Raw genomic sequence first — 19,429 nt, 5'->3', positions numbered from 1 at the left:
ACCTTCTCTTTTTATTTGTTATCTCTGTCTGTATTACAACAACTTATGAAATACCTGCTTGCTGACGCCATCGTCTATAACGACGAGGACGGTTCTGTTTCTCTTATCAATGCGCCGGATGAGGATGCGCAGGTCCTCACCTGCACGGCCAATACCATCCTGAGACTGCTGGTTCAGCATCATGGGAACGTGGTCGAACGGGAAACCTTTCTGCATGAAGTCTGGGATCGGCGAGGGCTCCAGGGGTCTAACAACTCCTTAAACCAGTACATCAGCATTCTGCGCAAGATGCTGGCGACCCTGCTTCCCGACGAGCTGTTTATCGTTACCGTACCGAAAACGGGCTTTATGCTCAGCGCAGACGTTACGGTCACCCCGCTTGAGGAAGCCCCACCGGCCGACGAAAAGGCGAAACCTGCCTGGCGCGTTCGCCCGGAATGGCTGTTCTGCGGCGCACTCACGATGGTCGTCGTCGCGCTGTGCATCGGGATCGCGCTCATCAAGCCAGAAAACTCGCAGAGGGAGATCCACCTGCTGACCCATATCGGCACCTGTCCGGTCTACACCTTTACGCCGCTGGCGGACGTGTTCCATGAGAAGGCGATTGGGCTGGCGCAGACGCTTCAGCAGGACGGCCATCTTCCGTGCCTGAAAAATTCCATTTTCTACATGCACATTCAGAGAACGCTTTTCTACGGCCACGAAGGGCGGCTGGTACTCTCCCAATGTTCGCTCACGCGGGGTAAAGCCAGCGCCTGTCGTACGCTTTACTATTACGAGTGGTGATATGAGACACAAAAAAGTTTGGCTAATTCTGATCCTGAACCTGCTGTTGCTGGGCGCCGCGCTGGCGTGGTACTTCCACACGCCCCCGCTCTCGGTAGCCTGCGATGGAAACCTGACCTTCTCCGACAGGCGCGACAGCCACGACTTCACCTTTGACGGCGAGATCATTATGCGTTTTCATCCCGACAAAACGGGGTACATCACGCTAAACGGCAGCGTGGTGAATGCACCGCGCAGCTGGGAGGTTTCCCGCCAGGAAATGTTTAAATGGCGTCACGTGGAGGGCGAACTGTATGAGATTGTCATTCAAAAAGTGGAGCGTTTTAGCCACGATGCCATGCCGCCAGGCGTCTTTGAAAAGTACGTCGCGGGCCTGACGCTGGGCAATAAAAGGCTTCTGACGATTGAGCGAACGCCGGAAGACGCGCTGGTGATCAGCAATTTTTACTCGCCGGTGCTGATCTGCTCGGAATAATGTAAACGGGTCAGGCTATACTTGCCGCCATGCACATTCATATTCGCCCCACGACCCCTGACGACGTTACTGCCCTGCCCGCCATTGAACGCGCGGCGGGTCAGCGCTTTCGTGAAGCCCCCGAACTCGCCTGGCTTGCCGACGGTGAGGTCATTTCCGCTGAGCAGCACCTTGAGTATGCCGAACGTGGGCTAAGCTGGCTGGCGCTGGCGAACGACCACCCCGTCGGGTTTATCCTTACCGAGGCCCATCCTTCATCACTGTTTATTGTCGAACTTTCGGTTGATCTGGACTGGCAGGGAAAAGGGATCGGCAGGCAACTCATCGCCTGCGTGGCAGACCATGCCCGCATGCTGGGGCTGACGTCGCTGACGCTGACGACGTTCAGGGACGTACCGTGGAACGCGCCTTTCTATGCGCGGTTGGGGTTTGAATACGTTACTGAACTCACGCCCGAACTGCGTGAAAAACGTGAAGAAGAAGCAGCGCACGGCTTAGCGTATGAAACGCGCTGCGCCATGCGCCTGCCTCTGTAATATCGCCCGGTGGCGCTGCGCTTACCGGGCCTACAAAACCCTGAACCGTAGGCCGGGTAAGGCATAGCCGCCACCCGGCAAAACCACGAACCGTAGGCCGGGTAAGGCGTAGCCGCCATCCGGCAAAACCACGAAACGTAGGCCGGGTAAGGCGTAGCCGCCACCCGGCACAACGCACCGAGTTAGAACGTTTCCCAGTTATCGCCTGAATCGGCCGTCGCGGTTTTACGCGCCATCACGGGCGTGGAAACCGCTTTAGCCGCAGCGAATTCGCGCGCTTTCATCTGCTCCTGCTGAATGCGGAACACCGCCACGGCCTGCGTCAGACGGCTCGCCTGCTCTTCCAGGGCGGCCGCCGCTGCGGCTGATTCCTCAACCAGCGAGGCGTTCTGCTGGGTCACGCGATCCATCTCCGCGACCGCCAGACCCACCTGGTCGATACCGCGGCTCTGCTCGTCAGACGCAGACGCAATTTCACCCATGATGTCCGTTACGCGGGTTACCGCATTCACGATCTCACCCATGGTTTCACCGGCGCTTTCCACCAGCGTCGAGCCGACTTCCACGCGGCCCACGGAGTCTTCAATCAGGCTCTTGATTTCACGAGCCGCCTGGGCGCTGCGCTGGGCCAGGTTACGCACTTCACCTGCCACCACCGCAAAACCACGGCCCTGCTCGCCCGCACGCGCCGCTTCTACCGCCGCGTTCAGTGCCAGAATGTTGGTCTGGAAGGCAATGCCGTCGATCACGCTGATAATGTCGGCAATTTTCTGCGAACTGCCCGCGATATCGCGCATGGTCTGCACCACGTTATCCACCACTTTGCCGCCTTTCTGCGCGGTTTCAGAGGCGCTCAGCGCAAGATGACTCGCCTGACGGGCGTTTTCGGCGTTCTGCTTAACGGTCGCCGTCAGCTGCTCCATGCTGGCAGCGGTCTCTTCCAGGGAAGCGGCCTGCTGTTCAGTACGGGAGGAGAGGTCGTTGTTGCCCATCGCAATTTCGCTCGCGCCGCTGTAGATAGCGTTCGCGCCGTTACGCACGTCGCCAACGGTACGCACCAGCTCACCCTGCATATGGCGCAGCGAGTCGGCCAGTTCACCCATCTCGTTGGTGCCCTGAACCTCAATGCGCTTCACCAGGTCGCCGCTGGCGATATGGCGAATGTTGTCGATCAGACGATTCAGCGGAGAGATCAGCGTCTGCTTGATGTTCAGCCAGACGGCCACAATCACCACCAGCACGGCAATCAGGACGCTGATCAGCACCCAGATAGCCTGAGTGTAAGAGCTGTTACTGTCTTTGACCGCCGTTTCGTACAGCTTGTCGTTCTGCTGCAGGTAGCTCACGTACTGCTTCTCAAAACCGTCCTGATAGCTCTGGGTCGGCTGGTCGAAGAAGGCGTTGATTTTGCCTGCACCCAGCAGCTGAATCAGCTCCGCCAGCGCGCCGTGGTAAATATCATAGTTACGCTTGATCTCCATGGCATCCGCATCGCTTTGACGCGGATCGCGCGGCAGGGCTTCGTAGGCAGCCCAGTTCTTTTCCGCCTGTTTCAGAGACGTAGACGCGATTTGCATCAAATCGTTAACGGTCGCGCCGCTGCCGATATTGCTCTGATCCATCATGTAGCGAATACCCGCACGGTTCAGGGTATTACGGGTTTGCAGCAACGCGACCCAGCTGGCGTTCAGCGTGGACTGTTGCTGGCGAATGGTTTGCAGGACGGTGAAATTCTCTTTGTCATTCTTAAGGGCATTAAAGAAAAGACCACCGGATGTGAGTTGTAAAAGGCCAAATATCGCTAAAACCAGCATTAAGCTGGTGACAATCTTGATACGGTTTAACATGTTTTCTCTTTCCTCAGACAGATACAGAATTTTCGGCCTGGAAAGAGAAAACTTTACGAAAATCATCCTGGAATTTGGGGTTTTTACTCTTCTTCCCGCGCTGCGTTATGCCGGTTTCCGAGTTCAATAAACTCTTCCAGCAGCGCCGTCAGCTGTTTCATCTTCTCCGGCGTGTATTCCGCCTCAATTTGCTGATACGCCTCTTCGACCTGCGCCTGGGCGTGTTCATACAGCGCATTCCCCTCTTTGGTCAGCGACACGTACAGCTTGCGCTGGTCGTTCACCGGCTTTAAGCGCAGCACCAGGCCGTCGCGCTCCATGCGCGTCAGAATACCGGTCAGGCTCGGGCGCAGGATGCAGGTGCGAAACGCCAGATCGTGAAAATCCATCGACGGATGCTCAGCCAGCACGCGCACAATGCGCCACTGCTGCTCGGTCAGATTATGGCGCTTTACGATCGGGCGGAAGTACGACATCGCCGCTTCCCGCGCCTGCAGCAGCGCGATGGTTAATGAATCATGCATAGCCTCTCCCCTTCACATCATTAACAAGTAAACAATCACTAAAAGATGCTTTTATAAACAACAGGTTTTCCGTCAAAAAGTCTAACAGAAACCATTAAATTTTATTAACCATATGATTTAAATATAAATAAAATTCAACATGTAAATTTATTGTTATTCATATCACAAATTTTTCACTTCTGATTGCGAAATAAACAGCAAAAGCATAAAACCAGATCATTAACATATTAACGAAATCATAACCCGGACCACCGGGCTGAGGAGTATGTGAATGAAAGGTACCGTTTTTGCCGTCGCCCTCAACCATCGAAGCCAGCATGAAGCCTGGCGTGAGGCGTTTGAAAAAGCCCCCTACAACACGCCGCCGAAAACAGCCGTGTGGTTTATCAAGCCGCATAACACGGTGATCCGTGCAGGCGAGCCGATCCCCTTCCCGCAGGGGGAAACGGTGCTCAGCGGCGCGACGGTGGCGCTGGTGGTGGGCAAAACCGCCAGCAAAGTGTGCGTGGAGGACGCCGCGGAGTACATCGCGGGATACGCGCTGGCCAACGAGGTGAGCCTGCCGGAAGAGAGCTTCTACCGTCCGGCCATCAAGGCCAAATGCCGGGACGGATTTTGCCCGCTCGGCGAACCTGTCGCCATTGATAACGTGGATAGCCTGACCATCATCACCGAGATTAACGGTCGCGAAGCGGACCACTGGAACACGGCCGATCTTCAGCGCAGCGCCGCCGAACTGCTGAGCGCCCTGAGCGAGTTCGCCACCCTCAATCCCGGCGATGCGATCCTGCTCGGTACCCCGCAAAGCCGCGTTGAGCTGCGCCCGGGCGATCGCGTGCGTATCCTGGCGGAAGGTTTTCCGGCGCTGGAGAACCCGGTGGTGGATGAACGCGACGTCGCTATCGCTCACGGCGCGCATCCGCACCCCACGCTGTTTGCCCTCGGCCTGAACTATGCCGATCACGCCAGCGAGCTGGACTTCAAGCCCCCCACCGAGCCGCTGGTATTTATCAAAGCGCCAAACACCTTCAACGGCGACAACCAGACGTCGGTGCGCCCGAACAATATCGAATACATGCACTACGAAGCGGAGCTGGTGGTGGTCATCGGTAAAACCGCGCGTAAGGTCAGTGAAGCCGAGGCGATGGACTACGTGGCGGGCTATACGGTCTGCAACGACTACGCCATCCGCGACTACCTGGAAAACTACTACCGCCCGAATCTGCGGGTGAAAAGCCGCGACGGGCTGACCCCCATTTCCCCCCACATCGTGCCGAAAGAAGCCATTCCCGACCCGCACAACCTTGCCCTGCGCACCTTCGTTAACGGCGAGCTGCGTCAGGAAGGCACCACGGCGGATCTGATCTTCAGCATTCCGTTCCTGATTGCGTACCTGAGCGATTTTATGACCCTGCAGCCTGGCGACATGATTGCCACCGGCACGCCGAAGGGGCTGTCCGACGTGGTGCCGGGGGATGAAGTGGTAGTAGAAGTGGAGGGCGTGGGGCGCCTGGTGAACCGAATTGTCAGCGAGGAGACTGCAAAATGAAAAAGATTAACCACTGGATCAACGGTAAAAACGTTGCCGGAAGTGAGTACTTCCACACCACCAATCCGGCCTCCGGCGAGGTGCTGGCAGAAGTCGCCTCCGGCGGTGAAGCTGAAATTCACCAGGCCGTCGCCGCCGCCAAAGAGGCATTCCCAAAGTGGGCTAACCTGCCAATGAAGGAGCGCGCGCGCCTGATGCGTCGTCTGGGCGACCTGATCGACCAGAACGTGCCCGAGATCGCCGCCATGGAAACCGCCGACACCGGCCTGCCGATCCACCAGACCAAAAACGTGCTCATTCCGCGCGCCTCGCACAACTTCGAGTTCTTCGCCGAGGTGTGCCAGCAGATGAACGGCAAAACCTACCCGGTTGACGACAAGATGCTCAACTACACCCTGGTGCAGCCGGTGGGCGTCTGCGCGCTGGTGTCGCCGTGGAACGTGCCGTTTATGACCGCCACCTGGAAGGTCGCGCCGTGCCTGGCCTTAGGGAACACCGCGGTGCTGAAGATGTCTGAACTCTCCCCGCTCACCGCCGACCGCCTGGGCGAGCTGGCGCTGGAGGCAGGCATTCCGGCGGGCGTGCTGAACGTGGTGCAGGGTTATGGTGCCACGGCAGGCGACGCGCTGGTGCGCCATCATGACGTGCGCGCCGTCTCCTTCACAGGCGGCACCGCCACCGGGCGCAACATCATGAAAAACGCCGGGCTGAAGAAATACTCTATGGAGCTGGGCGGCAAATCCCCGGTGCTGATTTTTGAAGATGCCGACATCGAGCGCGCGCTGGATGCCGCCCTCTTCACCATCTTCTCTATCAACGGCGAGCGCTGCACCGCGGGCTCGCGCATCTTTATCCAGCAGAGCATCTACCCGGAATTCGTCAAGCGTTTTGCCGAGCGCGCCAACCGCCTGCGCGTGGGCGACCCGACCGATCCGAACACCCAGATTGGCGCACTCATCAGCCAGCAGCACTGGGAGAAAGTTTCCGGCTACATCCGGCTCGGCATTGAAGAAGGCGCGACCCTGCTGGCGGGCGGGCCGGACAAGCCGGGCGATCTGCCTGCGCACCTGAAGGGCGGCAACTTCCTGCGGCCAACCGTGCTGGCGGACGTCGACAACCGCATGCGCGTGGCGCAGGAGGAGATCTTCGGGCCGGTGGCCTGCCTGCTGCCGTTTAAGGACGAAGCGGAAGGCCTGCGCCTGGCCAACGACGTGGAGTACGGCCTGGCGTCGTACATCTGGACCCAGGACGTCAGCAAGGTGCTGCGCCTGGCGCGCAGCATCGAAGCGGGCATGGTGTTCGTCAACACCCAGAACGTGCGCGACCTGCGCCAGCCGTTTGGCGGCGTGAAGGCCTCCGGCACCGGCCGCGAGGGCGGCGAGTACAGCTTCGAGGTGTTCGCGGAGATGAAGAACGTCTGCATCTCCATGGGCGACCATCCGATTCCAAAATGGGGGATCTGATCATGGGTAAATTAGCGTTAGCGGCAAAAATCACCCACGTTCCGTCAATGTACCTCTCCGAGCTGCCGGGGAAAAACCACGGCTGCCGCCAGTCGGCCATCGACGGGCATAAAGAGATCAGCAAGCGCTGCCGGGAGCTGGGCGTGGACACCATCATCGTGTTCGACACCCACTGGCTGGTGAACAGCGCCTACCACATCAACTGTGCGGACCATTTTTCGGGCGTCTACACCAGCAACGAGCTGCCGCACTTTATTCGCGACATGACTTACGACTACGACGGCAACCCGGAACTCGGCCAACTGATAGCCGACGAGGCGGTGAAGCTTGGCGTGCGCGCCAAAGCGCACAACATTCCGAGCCTGAAGCTCGAGTACGGCACGCTGGTGCCGATGCGCTACATGAACGCGGATAAGCACTTCAAGGTGGTCTCCATCTCGGCGTTCTGCACGGTTCACGACTTCGCCGACAGCCGCAGGCTGGGCGAGGCCATCGTCAGCGCCATCGAAAAATACGACGGCACCGTGGCGGTCCTCGCCAGCGGCTCGCTGTCGCACCGCTTTATCGATGACCAGCGCGCCGAGGAAGGAATGAACAGCTACACCCGCGAGTTTGACCGCCAGATGGACGAGCGCGTGGTGAAGCTGTGGCGCGAGGGGCAGTTCAAAGAGTTTTGCAGCATGCTGCCGGAATACGCCGACTACTGCTACGGCGAGGGCAACATGCACGACACGGTGATGCTGCTGGGCATGCTCGGCTGGGACAGCTACGACGGCAAGGTGGAGTTTCTCACCGAGCTGTTCGCCAGCTCCGGCACCGGCCAGGTTAACGCCGTTTTCCCGCTGCCCGCATAAGGAGCCACCATGCCGCACTTTATTGCTGAATGCACCGACAACATCCGCGAAGAGGCCGACCTGCCTGGGCTGTTCGCCAAAGTCAACGAGGCGCTCGCCGCCACGGGCATCTTCCCCCTCGGCGGTATCCGCAGCCGCGCCCACTGGCTGGACACCTGGCAGATGGCCGACGGCAGGCACGATTACGCCTTTGTCCATATGACGCTGAAGATTGGTTCCGGGCGCAGCCTGGAGAGCCGGGAAGAGGTCGGTGTAATGCTGTTTGGGCTGATCAAAACGCACTTCGCGGAGCTGATGGCGGGCCGTTATCTGGCGCTCTCTTTCGCCATGGAAGAACTCGATCCGACGCTGAACTACAAACAAAACAACGTGCACGCATTGTTTAAGTAGACATCTTTTTCGCCCGGTGGCGCTTCGCTTACCGGGCCTACAACGGCTCGAACGTAGGCCGGGTAAGCGAAGCGCCACCCGGCACCAGCCGCACAAAGGATATCGCCATGCTCGACAAACATACCCATACCCTGATCGCCCATCGCCTGCACCAGGCGGAACAATCCCGGGAGCAGATCCGCGCGATCTCGCTGGACTACCCGGAGATCACGATTGAAGACGCCTACGCCGTCCAGCGCGAATGGGTCAGCCTGAAAATCGCCGAAGGCCGCGTGCTGAAGGGCCACAAGATCGGCCTCACCTCCAAAGCGATGCAGGCCAGCTCGCAGATTAGCGAACCGGACTACGGCGCGCTGCTGGACGACATGTTCTTCCACGACGGCAGCGACATTCCCGTGGATCGCTTTATCGTTCCGCGTATCGAAGTGGAGCTGGCCTTCGTGCTGGCAAAACCGCTGCGCGGCCCGAACTGCACCATCTTCGACGTCTACAACGCTACGGACTACGTCATCCCCGCGCTGGAGCTGATCGACGCCCGCTGCCACAACGTTGACCCTGAAACCCAGCGCCCGCGCAAGGTGTTCGACACCATCTCCGATAACGCCGCCAACGCGGGGGTGATCCTCGGCGGTCGTCCGATTAAGCCCGACGCGCTGGATCTGCGCTGGATCTCCGCCCTGCTCTACCGCAACGGCGTAATCGAAGAGACCGGCGTTGCCGCAGGCGTGCTTAACCACCCGGCGAACGGCGTAGCGTGGCTGGCGAACAAGCTGGCGCCGTACGACGTGCAGCTTGAGCCGGGGCAAATCATCCTCGGCGGCTCCTTTACCCGCCCGGTGCCCGCCAGCAGAGGCGACACCTTCCACGTCGACTACGGCAGCATGGGCTCCATCAGCTGCCGCTTTGTGTAAGGAGACAACCATGCAAAACGCATTTAAAGCGGCGCTGAAGGCAGGCCGTCCGCAAATTGGCTTATGGCTGGGGCTCACTAGCAGCTACAGCGCCGAACTGCTGGCGGGGGCTGGATTTGACTGGCTGCTGATCGACGGCGAGCACGCGCCAAATCATGTGCAAACCGTCTTAACCCAATTACAGGCCATCGCGCCTTATCCCAGCCAGCCGGTGGTGCGCCCGTCGTGGAACGATCCGGTGCAGATCAAGCAGCTGCTGGACGTGGGCGCGCAAACTCTGCTGGTGCCGATGGTGCAAAACGCCGACGAAGCGCGGCTGGCGGTACGTGCCACCCGCTACCCGCCCGCGGGCATTCGCGGCGTCGGCAGCGCCCTGGCGCGCGCCTCGCGCTGGAACCGCATCCCGGATTACCTCCAGCAGGCTAACGACGCCATGTGCGTGCTGGTGCAGATCGAAACCCGCGAGGCATTGAAAAACCTGCCGCAGATACTCGACGTGGAAGGGGTCGACGGCGTGTTTATCGGCCCGGCGGATCTGAGCGCCGACATGGGCTTTGCCGGCAATCCGCAGCACCCGGAGGTGCAGGCCGCCATTGAGCAGGCGATCGCGCAGATACGCGCCGCCGGTAAAGCGCCCGGCATCCTGATGGCGAACGAGCAGCTGGCAAAACGCTACCTTGAACTCGGCGCGCTGTTTGTCGCCGTCGGCGTCGATACCACCCTGCTCGCCCGCGGCGCGGAGGCGCTGGCGGCACGCTTTATCGAACAACCGGTTACGTCAGTTAATAACAATAAATCCGTCTACTAAACGTAAGATCTGGAGCGCACCATGACGACCTCTACCCTGCAAACTCATGATAATAAAGCTGTTGAACATCGCGCCATTAATAAGCTGTTCCGACGTCTGATCGTCTTTCTCTTTATCTTGTTTGTCTTTTCGTTTCTCGATCGCATCAACATCGGCTTTGCCGGGCTGACGATGGGTAAAGATCTGGGCCTTACGTCGACCATGTTTGGCCTGGCCGCGACGCTGTTTTACGTTACCTACGTGCTGTGCGGGATCCCGAGCAACATCATGCTGGCGAAGATCGGCGCGCGCCGCTGGATCGCGGGGATCATGGTGGTGTGGGGCATCGCCTCCACCTGCACCATGTTCGCCACCAGCCCTGAAACGCTCTACGTCCTGCGCATGCTGGTGGGTATTGCCGAAGCCGGCTTCCTGCCGGGGATCCTGGTCTATCTCACCTGGTGGTTCCCGGCGTATCACCGCGCCCGCGCCAACGCGCTGTTTATGATTGCCATGCCGGTGACCATGATGCTCGGCTCGATCCTCTCCGGGTACATTCTGGCGATGGACGGGCTGTGGAACCTGAAGGGCTGGCAGTGGCTGTTCCTGCTGGAGGGGCTACCGTCGGTAGTGCTCGGCGTGGTGACCTGGTTCTACCTCAACGACACGCCGGATCAGGCCACCTGGCTGGACGATGACGAAAAGCAGGCGCTGAAAATGATGATCGCCCGCGAGCAGGAGGTCGCCGTTGCCCAATCCGTCACGCCGCGCTCGACGCTGCGCGAAGTGCTGACCCCGGCGGTGCTGCTCTACACGCTGGCCTACTTCTGCCTGACCAACACGCTCAGCGCGATCAACATCTGGACGCCGCAGATCCTGCAAAGCTTTAACACGGGGAGCAGCAATATCGTCATCGGCCTGCTGGCGGCGATCCCGCAGTTTTGCACCATTCTCGGGATGATCTGGTGGAGCCGCCGCTCCGACAGGCTGAAAGAGCGAAAAAAGCACACCATCCTGCCGTACCTGTTCGCCGCGGCGGGATGGATGCTGGCCTCGGCTACCGATCACAGCCTGATCCAGCTGCTTGGCATCATCATGGCCTCAACCGGATCGTTTACCGCCATGGCGATATTCTGGACCACGCCGGATCGGGTTATTAGCCTGCAGTCCCGCGCCGTGGCGCTGGCGGTGATCAACGCCATCGGCAACGTCGGTTCTGCCGTCAGCCCATTGCTGATTGGGATCCTGCGTGACGCGACCGGCAGCTTCAGCTCCGGGCTGTGGTTTGTGGCCGGACTACTGGTGGTCGGCGCGCTGGTGCTGACGCGCATCCCGATGACGCAGCGGGATCAACAGAGGAACGATCGTGTGCCAGAACCCTATCGCCAACATTGATATCAGCAAGGAGTACGACGAAAGTCTGGGCACCGACGACGTGCACTACCAGTCGTTCGCCCGCATGGCGGCCTTTTTTGGCCGCGACATGCAGGCGCATCGTCACGACCAGTATTTTCAGATGCACTTTCTCGATACCGGACAGATTGAACTCCAGCTCGACGATCACCGCTACTCGGTGCAGGCGCCGCTGTTCGTCCTCACGCCGCCGTCGGTGCCGCACGCGTTTATCACCGAATCCGACAGCGACGGGCACGTGCTGACGGTGCGCGAGGATCTGATCTGGCCGCTGCTGGAGGTGCTCTACCCCGGCACGCGGGAAGCATTTGGCCTGCCGGGGATCTGCCTCTCGCTGGCGGATAAGCCGGACGAGCTGGCGGCGCTGAAGCACTACTGGCAGCTGATTGCCCGGGAATCCACGGAGCAGCTGCCGGGGCGCGAGCACACGCTGGTCCTGCTGGCGCAGGCGGTCTTTACCCTGCTGCTGCGCAACGCGAAGCTTGACGACCACGCTTCAGGCGGTATGCGCGGCGAGCTGAAGCTGTTCCAGCGCTTTACCCAGCTGATTGATGCCCACTACCACCAGCACTGGACGGTGCCGGCATACGCCAGCGAGCTGCACCTGACCGAATCCCGCCTGACCGACATCTGCCGCCGCTTCGCCAACCGCCCGCCGAAGCGGCTGCTCTTCGACCGGCAGCTGCGGGAAGCCAGGCGGCTGCTGCTCTTCTCCGACAGCACGGTCAGCGAGATTGCCTGGCAGCTGGGGTTTAAGGATCCGGCCTATTTCGCCCGCTTTTTTAACCGCTTAGTGGGGTGCTCACCCAGCGCGTACCGGGCGCAGAAAGTACCGGTTTCCTGAACGCATCACGGTTCGTAGGGCGGGTAAGCGCAGCGCCACCCGCCGAAAAGCCACACCGATCACAAAACCACATCCCACCCGAAAAGTACCCGCCGTTGTCCCAAACGTCCCTTCACGTTACGCCCCGCTCAGGCTTCAATTAAACAACAAAAACAAAACATAAATTTAACAACACTATTCCGATACGAGGTCCCTATGAAGCCTGAAGATTTCCGCGCTGATGCCAAACGTCCGTTAACCGGCGAAGAGTATTTAAAGAGCCTGCAGGACGGCCGTGAGATTTACATCTACGGCGAGCGCGTCAAAGACGTCACCACCCATCCGGCGTTTCGCAACGCGGCGGCCTCCATCGCGCAGATGTACGACGCGCTGCACAAGCCGGACATGCAGGATACCCTCTGCTGGGGCACCGACACCGGCAGCGGCGGCTATACCCACAAGTTCTTCCGCGTGGCGAAAAGCGCCGACGACCTGCGCCAGCAGCGCGACGCCATCGCCGAGTGGTCGCGCCTGAGCTACGGCTGGATGGGCCGCACGCCGGACTACAAAGCCGCGTTCGGCTGCGCGCTCGGCGCCAACCCGGCCTTCTACGGCCAGTTCGAGCAGAACGCCCGCAGCTGGTACACCCGCATTCAGGAAACCGGCCTGTACTTCAACCACGCCATCGTTAACCCGCCGATTGACCGCCACAAGCCGGCGGACGAGGTGAAGGACGTCTACATCAAGCTGGAGAAAGAGACCGACGCCGGGATTATCGTCAGCGGCGCGAAGGTGGTAGCCACCAACTCGGCGCTGACCCACTACAACATGATCGGCTTCGGCTCCGCGCAGGTAATGGGCGAAAACCCGGACTTCGCGCTGATGTTCGTCGCGCCGATGGACGCCGAGGGGGTGAAGCTGATCTCCCGCGCCTCTTACGAGATGGTGGCAGGCGCAACCGGATCCCCGTACGACTACCCGCTCTCCAGCCGCTTTGATGAAAATGATGCGATCCTGGTGATGGATCACGTGCTGATCCCGTGGGAAAACGTGCTGATCTACCGCGATTTCGACCGCTGCCGTCGCTGGACGATGGAGGGCGGCTTTGCGCGGATGTACCCGCTGCAGGCCTGCGTGCGTCTGGCGGTGAAGCTCGACTTCATCACCGCCCTGCTGAAGAAATCCCTGGAGTGCACCGGTACCCTGGAGTTCCGCGGCGTGCAGGCGGATCTCGGCGAAGTGGTGGCCTGGCGCAACATGTTCTGGGCGCTGAGCGACTCCATGTGCTCCGAAGCCACCCCGTGGGTCAACGGCGCGTATCTGCCGGATCACGCCGCGCTGCAAACCTACCGCGTGATGGCGCCGATGGCCTACGCGAAGATCAAGAACATCATCGAGCGTAACGTGACGTCCGGGCTGATCTACCTGCCGTCCAGCGCCCGGGATCTGAACAACCCGCAGATCGACCAGTATCTGGCGAAATACGTGCGCGGCTCCAACGGTATGGATCACGTCGAACGCATCAAGATTTTGAAGCTGATGTGGGATGCCATCGGCAGCGAGTTTGGCGGTCGTCACGAGCTGTACGAAATCAACTACTCCGGCAGTCAGGATGAGATCCGCCTGCAGTGTCTGCGTCAGGCGCAGAGCTCCGGCAACATGGACAAGATGATGGCGATGGTCGACCGCTGCATGTCCGAATACGACCAGCACGGCTGGACGGTGCCGCACCTGCACAACAACAGCGATATCAACATGCTCGACAAGCTGCTGAAATAGCGCAGCGGGAGGTTGCAATGCATTTAGATGAACAACGCCTGCGTTTTCGCGACGCAATGAGTAGCCTGTCGGCGGCGGTCAATGTGATCACCACCGAGGGCGAGGCGGGCCGCTGCGGCATTACCGCCACCGCCGTCTGTTCGGTCACCGACACCCCGCCGTCGGTCATGGTGTGCATCAACGCCAACAGCGCCATGAACCCGGTATTTCAGGGCAACGGCAGGCTGTGCGTTAACGTGCTGAATCACGAGCAGGAGATCATGGCTCGCCATTTCGCCGGGATGACCGGTATGACGATGGAGGAGCGCTTTACCCTCTCCTGCTGGCAGAAAGGCCCGCTGGCGCAGCCGGTGCTCAAGGGGGCGCTCGCCAGCCTTGAAGGTGAGATTAGCCAGGTGCAAACCATCGGCACGCATCTTGTCTACCTGGTTGAAATTAAAAATATCATTCTGAGCGATACGGGACACGGCCTCATCTACTTCAAGCGCCGTTTCCACCCGGTCATGCTGGAGGCGGAAGCCGCCGTGTGATCTCCCCTCGCGCTGGCCTTTTTTTCGGCCAGCGCCGCTTTCTACAAAAAATCCTAAGGTTTCCGCTAAATCACGCCGTTATATACCCATAAGAGAAATTTTCTGTGACTGAATACTGACACCCTTTGTCAGTGCACCCGCATCATTCAGCGCATACCTAAATATACAGGATGACCTTATGGCTAAAACGACGCGGAGCCGCTCGGCTGAACGTCTGGTCGATATTCTGGTTGAGCTACATTTAAACGGTGTGGTAAACCGCAGTGCGCTAATGGAGAAATTTAAAATTACCGAGCGTACCGTCTACCGGGATTTAAATGCCCTCTCACCCATTGTTGAACATACCGGTAACGGGCTATATCGACTGATCCATTCCGCACAATCGCCCGGTGGACAAGGCTTACATCACACCCTTGCTAACTTCCTGAATGCTGACAGCTTTTTCCCTGAAAGAAATACGGAATTCTGGCAGAATCTTGAGACGCGCGTTGACGAAAACCATATTCTTATTCTTGCGAATGAAGCTGAACACACGGTCCAGCGCGATATTCGTCGTCATTTAACGAAAATCGAGAGATCGATTAAAAACCATAATGTTTGTCAGATTGTTTATAAGGGAAAAACCCGTCTGATTAATCCCTATAAACTCATTAACAAAAAAAATATATGGTATTTACAAGCCACCGAAAATAGCCGCCTGAAATCCTTCTCATTGAGCCAGATTAGCTGGTTTGATATTCAGAAAACGACCTTCACCCCGGAAGAAAATGTCCTTGCGCTGCTGGAAAAAAGCCTCGACCCCTGGGTCTCTGAAAATACTTTCGCGGTGAAAATATTCATCAAAGATAATATTTCACACTACTTCCTGCGCCGCGATCTTCTGCCGGAACAAGAGCTGCTGGAGGAGCAACAGGGCGGCGTCACGCTGCGCTGCCAGGCGGCGCACGAGAACCAGATCCTGCCGCTGCTGTTCTACTGGCTGCCCCATATTCAGATTCTGGAGCCGAACTGGCTGAAGGAAAAACTGATCGGAACGCTGGAGAGCTATCTGGCGGTGGAACGCAACCCGAATAATCAAGTGATCTCAATCACATAATTTCGCCCCCAGGCGGCGAGCCGGAACCGCTCGTCGCCCCCTTTGACCGCTCACCTGTCACTTTCAACCACTCATTCATTTACCGTCCTTTACACGCGCGAGGATCTGGCACGATCGCTCCAGCATTAATCAATACCTCCTCACAACGAACCCTGACCCTTTTTTCTTTACATAAAAAACCAGGTCTTACTATGGATACTAAAAAACTACTGAAGCACGTGCCCTGGGCCTTACTCGGGATCCTCGGCGCTTTTTGTCTGGCGGTTGTCGCATTACGCCGGGGCGAACACGTAAGCGCCCTGTGGATCGTGGTCGCGTCCGTTTCCGTCTATCTTGTTGCTTATCGCTACTACAGCTTGTACATCGCGCAGAAGGTCATGAAGCTCGACCCGACGCGCGCCACGCCGGCGGTCATTAACAATGACGGCCTGAACTACGTGCCAACCAACCGCTACGTGCTGTTTGGTCACCACTTTGCCGCGATCGCCGGCGCAGGCCCGCTGGTGGGCCCGGTGCTGGCCGCGCAGATGGGCTACCTGCCGGGTACCCTGTGGCTGCTCGCGGGCGTCGTGCTGGCGGGTGCGGTGCAGGACTTTATGGTGCTGTTTATCTCTTCCCGCCGTAACGGCGCTTCTCTGGGTGAGATGGTCAAAGAAGAGATGGGCCGCGTGCCGGGGACGATCGCCCTGTTCGGCTGCTTCCTGATTATGATCATCATCCTCGCGGTGCTGGCCCTGATCGTGGTGAAAGCGCTGGCCGAAAGCCCGTGGGGTGTCTTCACCGTCTGCTCAACCGTACCGATTGCGCTGTTCATGGGGATCTACATGCGATTCCTGCGTCCGGGCCGCGTGGGTGAAGTGTCGGTGATTGGTATCGTGCTGCTGGTAGCGTCTATCTACTTCGGCGGCGTGATTGCGCACGACCCGTACTGGGGTCCGGCGCTGACCTTCAAGGACACCACCATTACCTTCGCGCTGATTGGCTATGCGTTTATCTCCGCGCTGCTGCCGGTCTGGCTGATTCTGGCCCCGCGCGACTACCTGGCGACCTTCCTGAAAATCGGCGTTATCGTCGGTCTGGCGATCGGCATCCTGGTGATTAACCCGGATCTGAAAATGCCGGCAGTGACCCAGTACATCGACGGTACCGGCCCGCTGTGGAAAGGCGCCCTGTTCCCGTTCCTGTTCATCACCATCGCCTGCGGTGCGGTCTCTGGCTTCCACGCCCTGATTGCCTCCGGTACCACGCCTAAGCTGCTGGCGAACGAGAAAGACGCGCGTCTGATCGGCTACGGCGCAATGCTGATGGAGTCCTTCGTGGCGATCATGGCGCTGGTTGCAGCCTCCATTATCGAACCGGGTCTGTACTTCGCGATGAACACCCCTCCTGCGGGCCTCGGCATTACCATGCCAAACCTGCACGAGATGGGCGGCGACAACGCGGCACTGATCATGGCGCAGCTGAAAGACGCGAGCGCACACGCGGCGGCGACCGTCAGCTCCTGGGGCTTCGTGATTTCGCCTGAGCAGATCATGCAGACCGCGAAGGACATCGGCGAACCGTCCGTGCTGAACCGCGCCGGTGGCGCACCGACGCTGGCCGTCGGTATCGCACACGTGTTCCACAAAGTGCTGCCGTGGGCGGACATGGGCTTCTGGTACCACTTCGGTATTCTGTTCGAAGCGCTGTTCATCCTGACCGCGCTGGACGCCGGTACCCGTGCGGGCCGCTTCATGCTGCAGGACCTGCTCGGTAACTTCGTGCCATTCCTGAAGAAAACCGACTCTCTGGTAGCGGGCATTCTGGGTACTGCGGGCTGCGTAGGCCTGTGGGGCTACCTGCTGTATCAGGGCGTTGTCGACCCGCTCGGTGGCGTGAAGAGCCTGTGGCCGCTGTTCGGTATCTCTAACCAGATGCTGGCCGCCGTTGCTCTGGTGCTCGGTACCGTGGTCCTCGTGAAGATGAAACGCACCAAATACATCTGGGTAACGGTTGTTCCTGCGCTGTGGCTGCTGCTCTGCACCACCTGGGCGCTTGGCCTGAAGCTGTTCAGCGCCAACCCGCAGCTGGAAGGCTTCTTCTTCATGGCTAACCAGTACAAAGAGAAGATTGCCGCAGGCGGCGCGGATCTGACCGCGCAGCAGATTGCCAACATGAACCATATCGTGGTGAACAACTACACCAACGCGGGTCTGAGCATTCTGTTCCTGGTGGTGGTGTACAGCATCATCTTCTACGGCATCAAAACCTGGCTGAACGTGCGCAACGCCGACGGTCGTACGGATAAAGAAACCCCGTACGTGCCGGTGCCGGAAGGCGGCGTGAAGACCTCTTCACACCATTAAAAAAATGGCGGGTGGCGCTGCGCTGACCCGCCTTACAACGGTACTGTAGGCCCGGTAAGCGTAGCGCCACCGGGCTTTTTCTGTCTGGAACCCACAATGTTTGGTAACTTAGGCGAAGCAAAAAAATACCTCGGCCAGGCGGCGAAAATGCTGATTGGCATTCCGGACTATGACAACTACGTTGAGCATATGAAGACCAACCATCCGGATAAGCCGTACATGACCTACACCGAATTCTTCCGCGAGCGTCAGGAAGCGCGCTACGGCGGAAGTGGAGAAGGCGGCGTCCGCTGCTGCTAAAGGAGAGACCATGACCCCGATTGCCGTTACCCTGCTGACCGGTTTCCTCGGCGCCGGTAAAACCACCCTGCTGCGCCACATCCTGAATGAACAGCACGGCTTCAAAATCGCCGTCATCGAAAACGAGTTCGGCGAAGTCTCCGTTGACGACCAGCTGATTGGCGATCGCGCCACCCAGATCAAAACCCTCACCAACGGCTGCATCTGCTGTACCCGCTCTAACGAGCTGGAAGACGCCCTGCTGGACCTGCTCGACAGCCGCGACCGCGGTGAAATCGACTTCGACCGTCTGGTGATCGAGTGCACCGGCATGGCCGACCCCGGCCCGATTATTCAGACCTTTTTCTCGCACGAAATTCTTTGCCAGCGCTACCTGCTGGACGGCGTGATTGCCCTGGTGGATGCGGTTCACGCCGACGAGCAGATGAACCAGTTCACCATCGCCCAGTCTCAGGTGGGCTACGCCGACCGCATCCTGCTGACCAAAACCGACGTGGCGGGCGGAAGCGAAAAACTGCGCGAGCGCCTGACCCGCATCAACTCCCGCGCGCCGGTTTACACGGTGACGCACGGCGACATCGATCTGTCTCAGCTGTTCAACACCAACGGCTTTATGCTGGAAGAGAACGTGACCGCAAAACCGCGCTTCCACTTTATGGGAGATAAGCAAAACGACGTGGCGTCGACTGTGGTGGAGCTGGACTACCCGGTGGACATCGGCGAGGTTTCGCGCGTGATGGAGAACCTGCTGCTCTCGTTTGCCGACAAGCTGCTGCGCTACAAAGGGATGCTGTGGATTGACGGCGAGCCGAACCGCCTGCTGTTCCAGGGCGTGCAGCGCCTGTACAGCGCCGACTGGGACAGACCGTGGGGCGATGAAACGCCGCACAGCGTGATGGTGTTTATAGGAATCCAACTCCCGGAAGAAGAAATTCGAGCGGCGTTTGCAGGGCTGAAGAAATAACCGCCCCGAACAATCCCCTCTCCCCTATGGGGAGAGGGTTAGGGTGAGGGGTGAGGG

Annotated in this window: 19 protein-coding genes; 17 read left to right on the top strand and 2 right to left on the bottom strand. The window is 59.1% G+C overall.

Annotated elements, in window-relative coordinates; translation table 11 throughout:
- The first annotated feature begins 45 nt into the window (after positions 1–45).
- Genes L370_RS12185 through L370_RS12195 form a run of 3 tightly spaced genes read left to right on the top strand, consistent with a single transcriptional unit; the run spans position 46 to position 1,797 of the window.
- Positions 46–786, top strand: coding sequence for a winged helix-turn-helix domain-containing protein (locus tag L370_RS12185; protein ID WP_023334400.1), 741 nt, complete (start codon positions 46–48; stop codon positions 784–786).
- A gap of 1 nt (position 787) precedes the next feature.
- Positions 788–1,261, top strand: coding sequence for a hypothetical protein (locus L370_RS12190; protein ID WP_023334399.1), 474 nt, complete (start codon positions 788–790; stop codon positions 1,259–1,261).
- Between the two features lie 29 nt (positions 1,262–1,290).
- Positions 1,291–1,797, top strand: a complete 507-nt coding sequence (locus tag L370_RS12195; RefSeq protein ID WP_023334398.1) for a GNAT family N-acetyltransferase — start codon at positions 1,291–1,293, stop codon at positions 1,795–1,797.
- A 182-nt stretch (positions 1,798–1,979) separates the two neighbouring features.
- On the opposite strand, the gene tsr is transcribed toward L370_RS12195, so the two are convergent.
- Together tsr and hpaR are read right to left on the bottom strand one after the other, a co-directional pair.
- Entirely contained in the window at positions 1,980–3,644 is a 1,665-nt protein-coding gene (gene tsr, locus L370_RS12200) for a methyl-accepting chemotaxis protein (RefSeq protein ID WP_023334397.1), read from the bottom strand.
- 83 nt (positions 3,645–3,727) lie between these two features.
- On the bottom strand, positions 3,728–4,168 hold the full coding sequence (hpaR, locus tag L370_RS12205) for a homoprotocatechuate degradation operon regulator HpaR (RefSeq protein ID WP_023334396.1): 441 nt from the start codon (positions 4,166–4,168) through the stop codon (positions 3,728–3,730).
- Positions 4,169–4,439: 271 nt separating this feature from the next.
- On the opposite strand from hpaR, the gene hpaG reads away from it, so the two are divergent.
- The 14 genes from hpaG (at position 4,440) to yjiA (ending at position 19,372) form a co-directional block, all read left to right on the top strand.
- Positions 4,440–5,717, top strand: a complete 1,278-nt coding sequence (gene hpaG, locus L370_RS12210) for a 4-hydroxyphenylacetate degradation bifunctional isomerase/decarboxylase (RefSeq protein WP_023334395.1) — start codon at positions 4,440–4,442, stop codon at positions 5,715–5,717.
- Positions 5,714–7,180 carry a 5-carboxymethyl-2-hydroxymuconate semialdehyde dehydrogenase gene (gene hpaE, locus L370_RS12215; RefSeq protein WP_023334394.1) on the top strand — a complete coding sequence of 489 codons (1,467 nt, stop codon included), beginning with the start codon at positions 5,714–5,716 and terminating at the stop codon, positions 7,178–7,180. Before hpaG ends, hpaE begins: the two co-directional genes overlap by 4 nt.
- A gap of 2 nt (positions 7,181–7,182) precedes the next feature.
- The gene (hpaD, locus tag L370_RS12220; RefSeq protein WP_023334393.1) at positions 7,183–8,034 is read left to right on the top strand and encodes a 3,4-dihydroxyphenylacetate 2,3-dioxygenase; all 852 of its coding nucleotides are present in this window, start codon (positions 7,183–7,185) and stop codon (positions 8,032–8,034) included.
- A gap of 9 nt (positions 8,035–8,043) precedes the next feature.
- Entirely contained in the window at positions 8,044–8,424 is a 381-nt protein-coding gene (locus L370_RS12225) for a 5-carboxymethyl-2-hydroxymuconate Delta-isomerase (protein WP_023334392.1), read from the top strand.
- Positions 8,425–8,531: 107 nt separating this feature from the next.
- Entirely contained in the window at positions 8,532–9,335 is an 804-nt protein-coding gene (gene hpaH / locus L370_RS12230) for a 2-oxo-hept-4-ene-1,7-dioate hydratase (RefSeq protein ID WP_023334391.1), read from the top strand.
- Positions 9,336–9,345: 10 nt separating this feature from the next.
- Complete coding sequence (hpaI, locus tag L370_RS12235; protein WP_023334390.1) at positions 9,346–10,143, top strand: 4-hydroxy-2-oxoheptanedioate aldolase; 798 nt, start codon at positions 9,346–9,348, stop codon at positions 10,141–10,143.
- 21 nt (positions 10,144–10,164) lie between these two features.
- A complete protein-coding gene (gene hpaX / locus L370_RS12240; protein WP_023334389.1) occupies positions 10,165–11,517 on the top strand; it encodes a 4-hydroxyphenylacetate permease in 1,353 nt (450 codons plus the stop codon).
- Positions 11,489–12,379 (top strand): 4-hydroxyphenylacetate catabolism regulatory protein HpaA, encoded by an 891-nt coding sequence (gene hpaA / locus L370_RS12245; protein ID WP_023334388.1) that lies wholly within the window; start codon positions 11,489–11,491, stop codon positions 12,377–12,379. Before hpaX ends, hpaA begins: the two co-directional genes overlap by 29 nt.
- Before the next feature lie 195 nt (positions 12,380–12,574).
- A complete protein-coding gene (gene hpaB / locus L370_RS12250) occupies positions 12,575–14,137 on the top strand; it encodes a 4-hydroxyphenylacetate 3-monooxygenase, oxygenase component (protein ID WP_023334387.1) in 1,563 nt (520 codons plus the stop codon).
- A 17-nt stretch (positions 14,138–14,154) separates the two neighbouring features.
- The gene (locus L370_RS12255; protein WP_023334386.1) at positions 14,155–14,667 is read left to right on the top strand and encodes a 4-hydroxyphenylacetate 3-monooxygenase reductase subunit; all 513 of its coding nucleotides are present in this window, start codon (positions 14,155–14,157) and stop codon (positions 14,665–14,667) included.
- A gap of 178 nt (positions 14,668–14,845) precedes the next feature.
- Positions 14,846–15,763, top strand: coding sequence for a helix-turn-helix transcriptional regulator (locus tag L370_RS12260; protein WP_023334385.1), 918 nt, complete (start codon positions 14,846–14,848; stop codon positions 15,761–15,763).
- A gap of 191 nt (positions 15,764–15,954) precedes the next feature.
- Positions 15,955–18,108 carry a carbon starvation CstA family protein gene (locus L370_RS12265; RefSeq protein WP_023334384.1) on the top strand — a complete coding sequence of 718 codons (2,154 nt, stop codon included), beginning with the start codon at positions 15,955–15,957 and terminating at the stop codon, positions 18,106–18,108.
- A gap of 96 nt (positions 18,109–18,204) precedes the next feature.
- Complete coding sequence (locus tag L370_RS12270; RefSeq protein WP_003856610.1) at positions 18,205–18,408, top strand: YbdD/YjiX family protein; 204 nt, start codon at positions 18,205–18,207, stop codon at positions 18,406–18,408.
- A 10-nt stretch (positions 18,409–18,418) separates the two neighbouring features.
- Complete coding sequence (yjiA, locus tag L370_RS12275) at positions 18,419–19,372, top strand: GTPase (protein ID WP_023334383.1); 954 nt, start codon at positions 18,419–18,421, stop codon at positions 19,370–19,372.
- Positions 19,373–19,429 lie beyond the last annotated feature (57 nt).

This window comes from Enterobacter sp. MGH 24 (genome assembly GCF_000493015.1).
Lineage (GTDB): Bacteria > Pseudomonadota > Gammaproteobacteria > Enterobacterales > Enterobacteriaceae > Enterobacter.
Note: the sequence above shows the minus strand (reverse complement) of the source record. Positions and strands in the feature narration are given on the sequence as shown.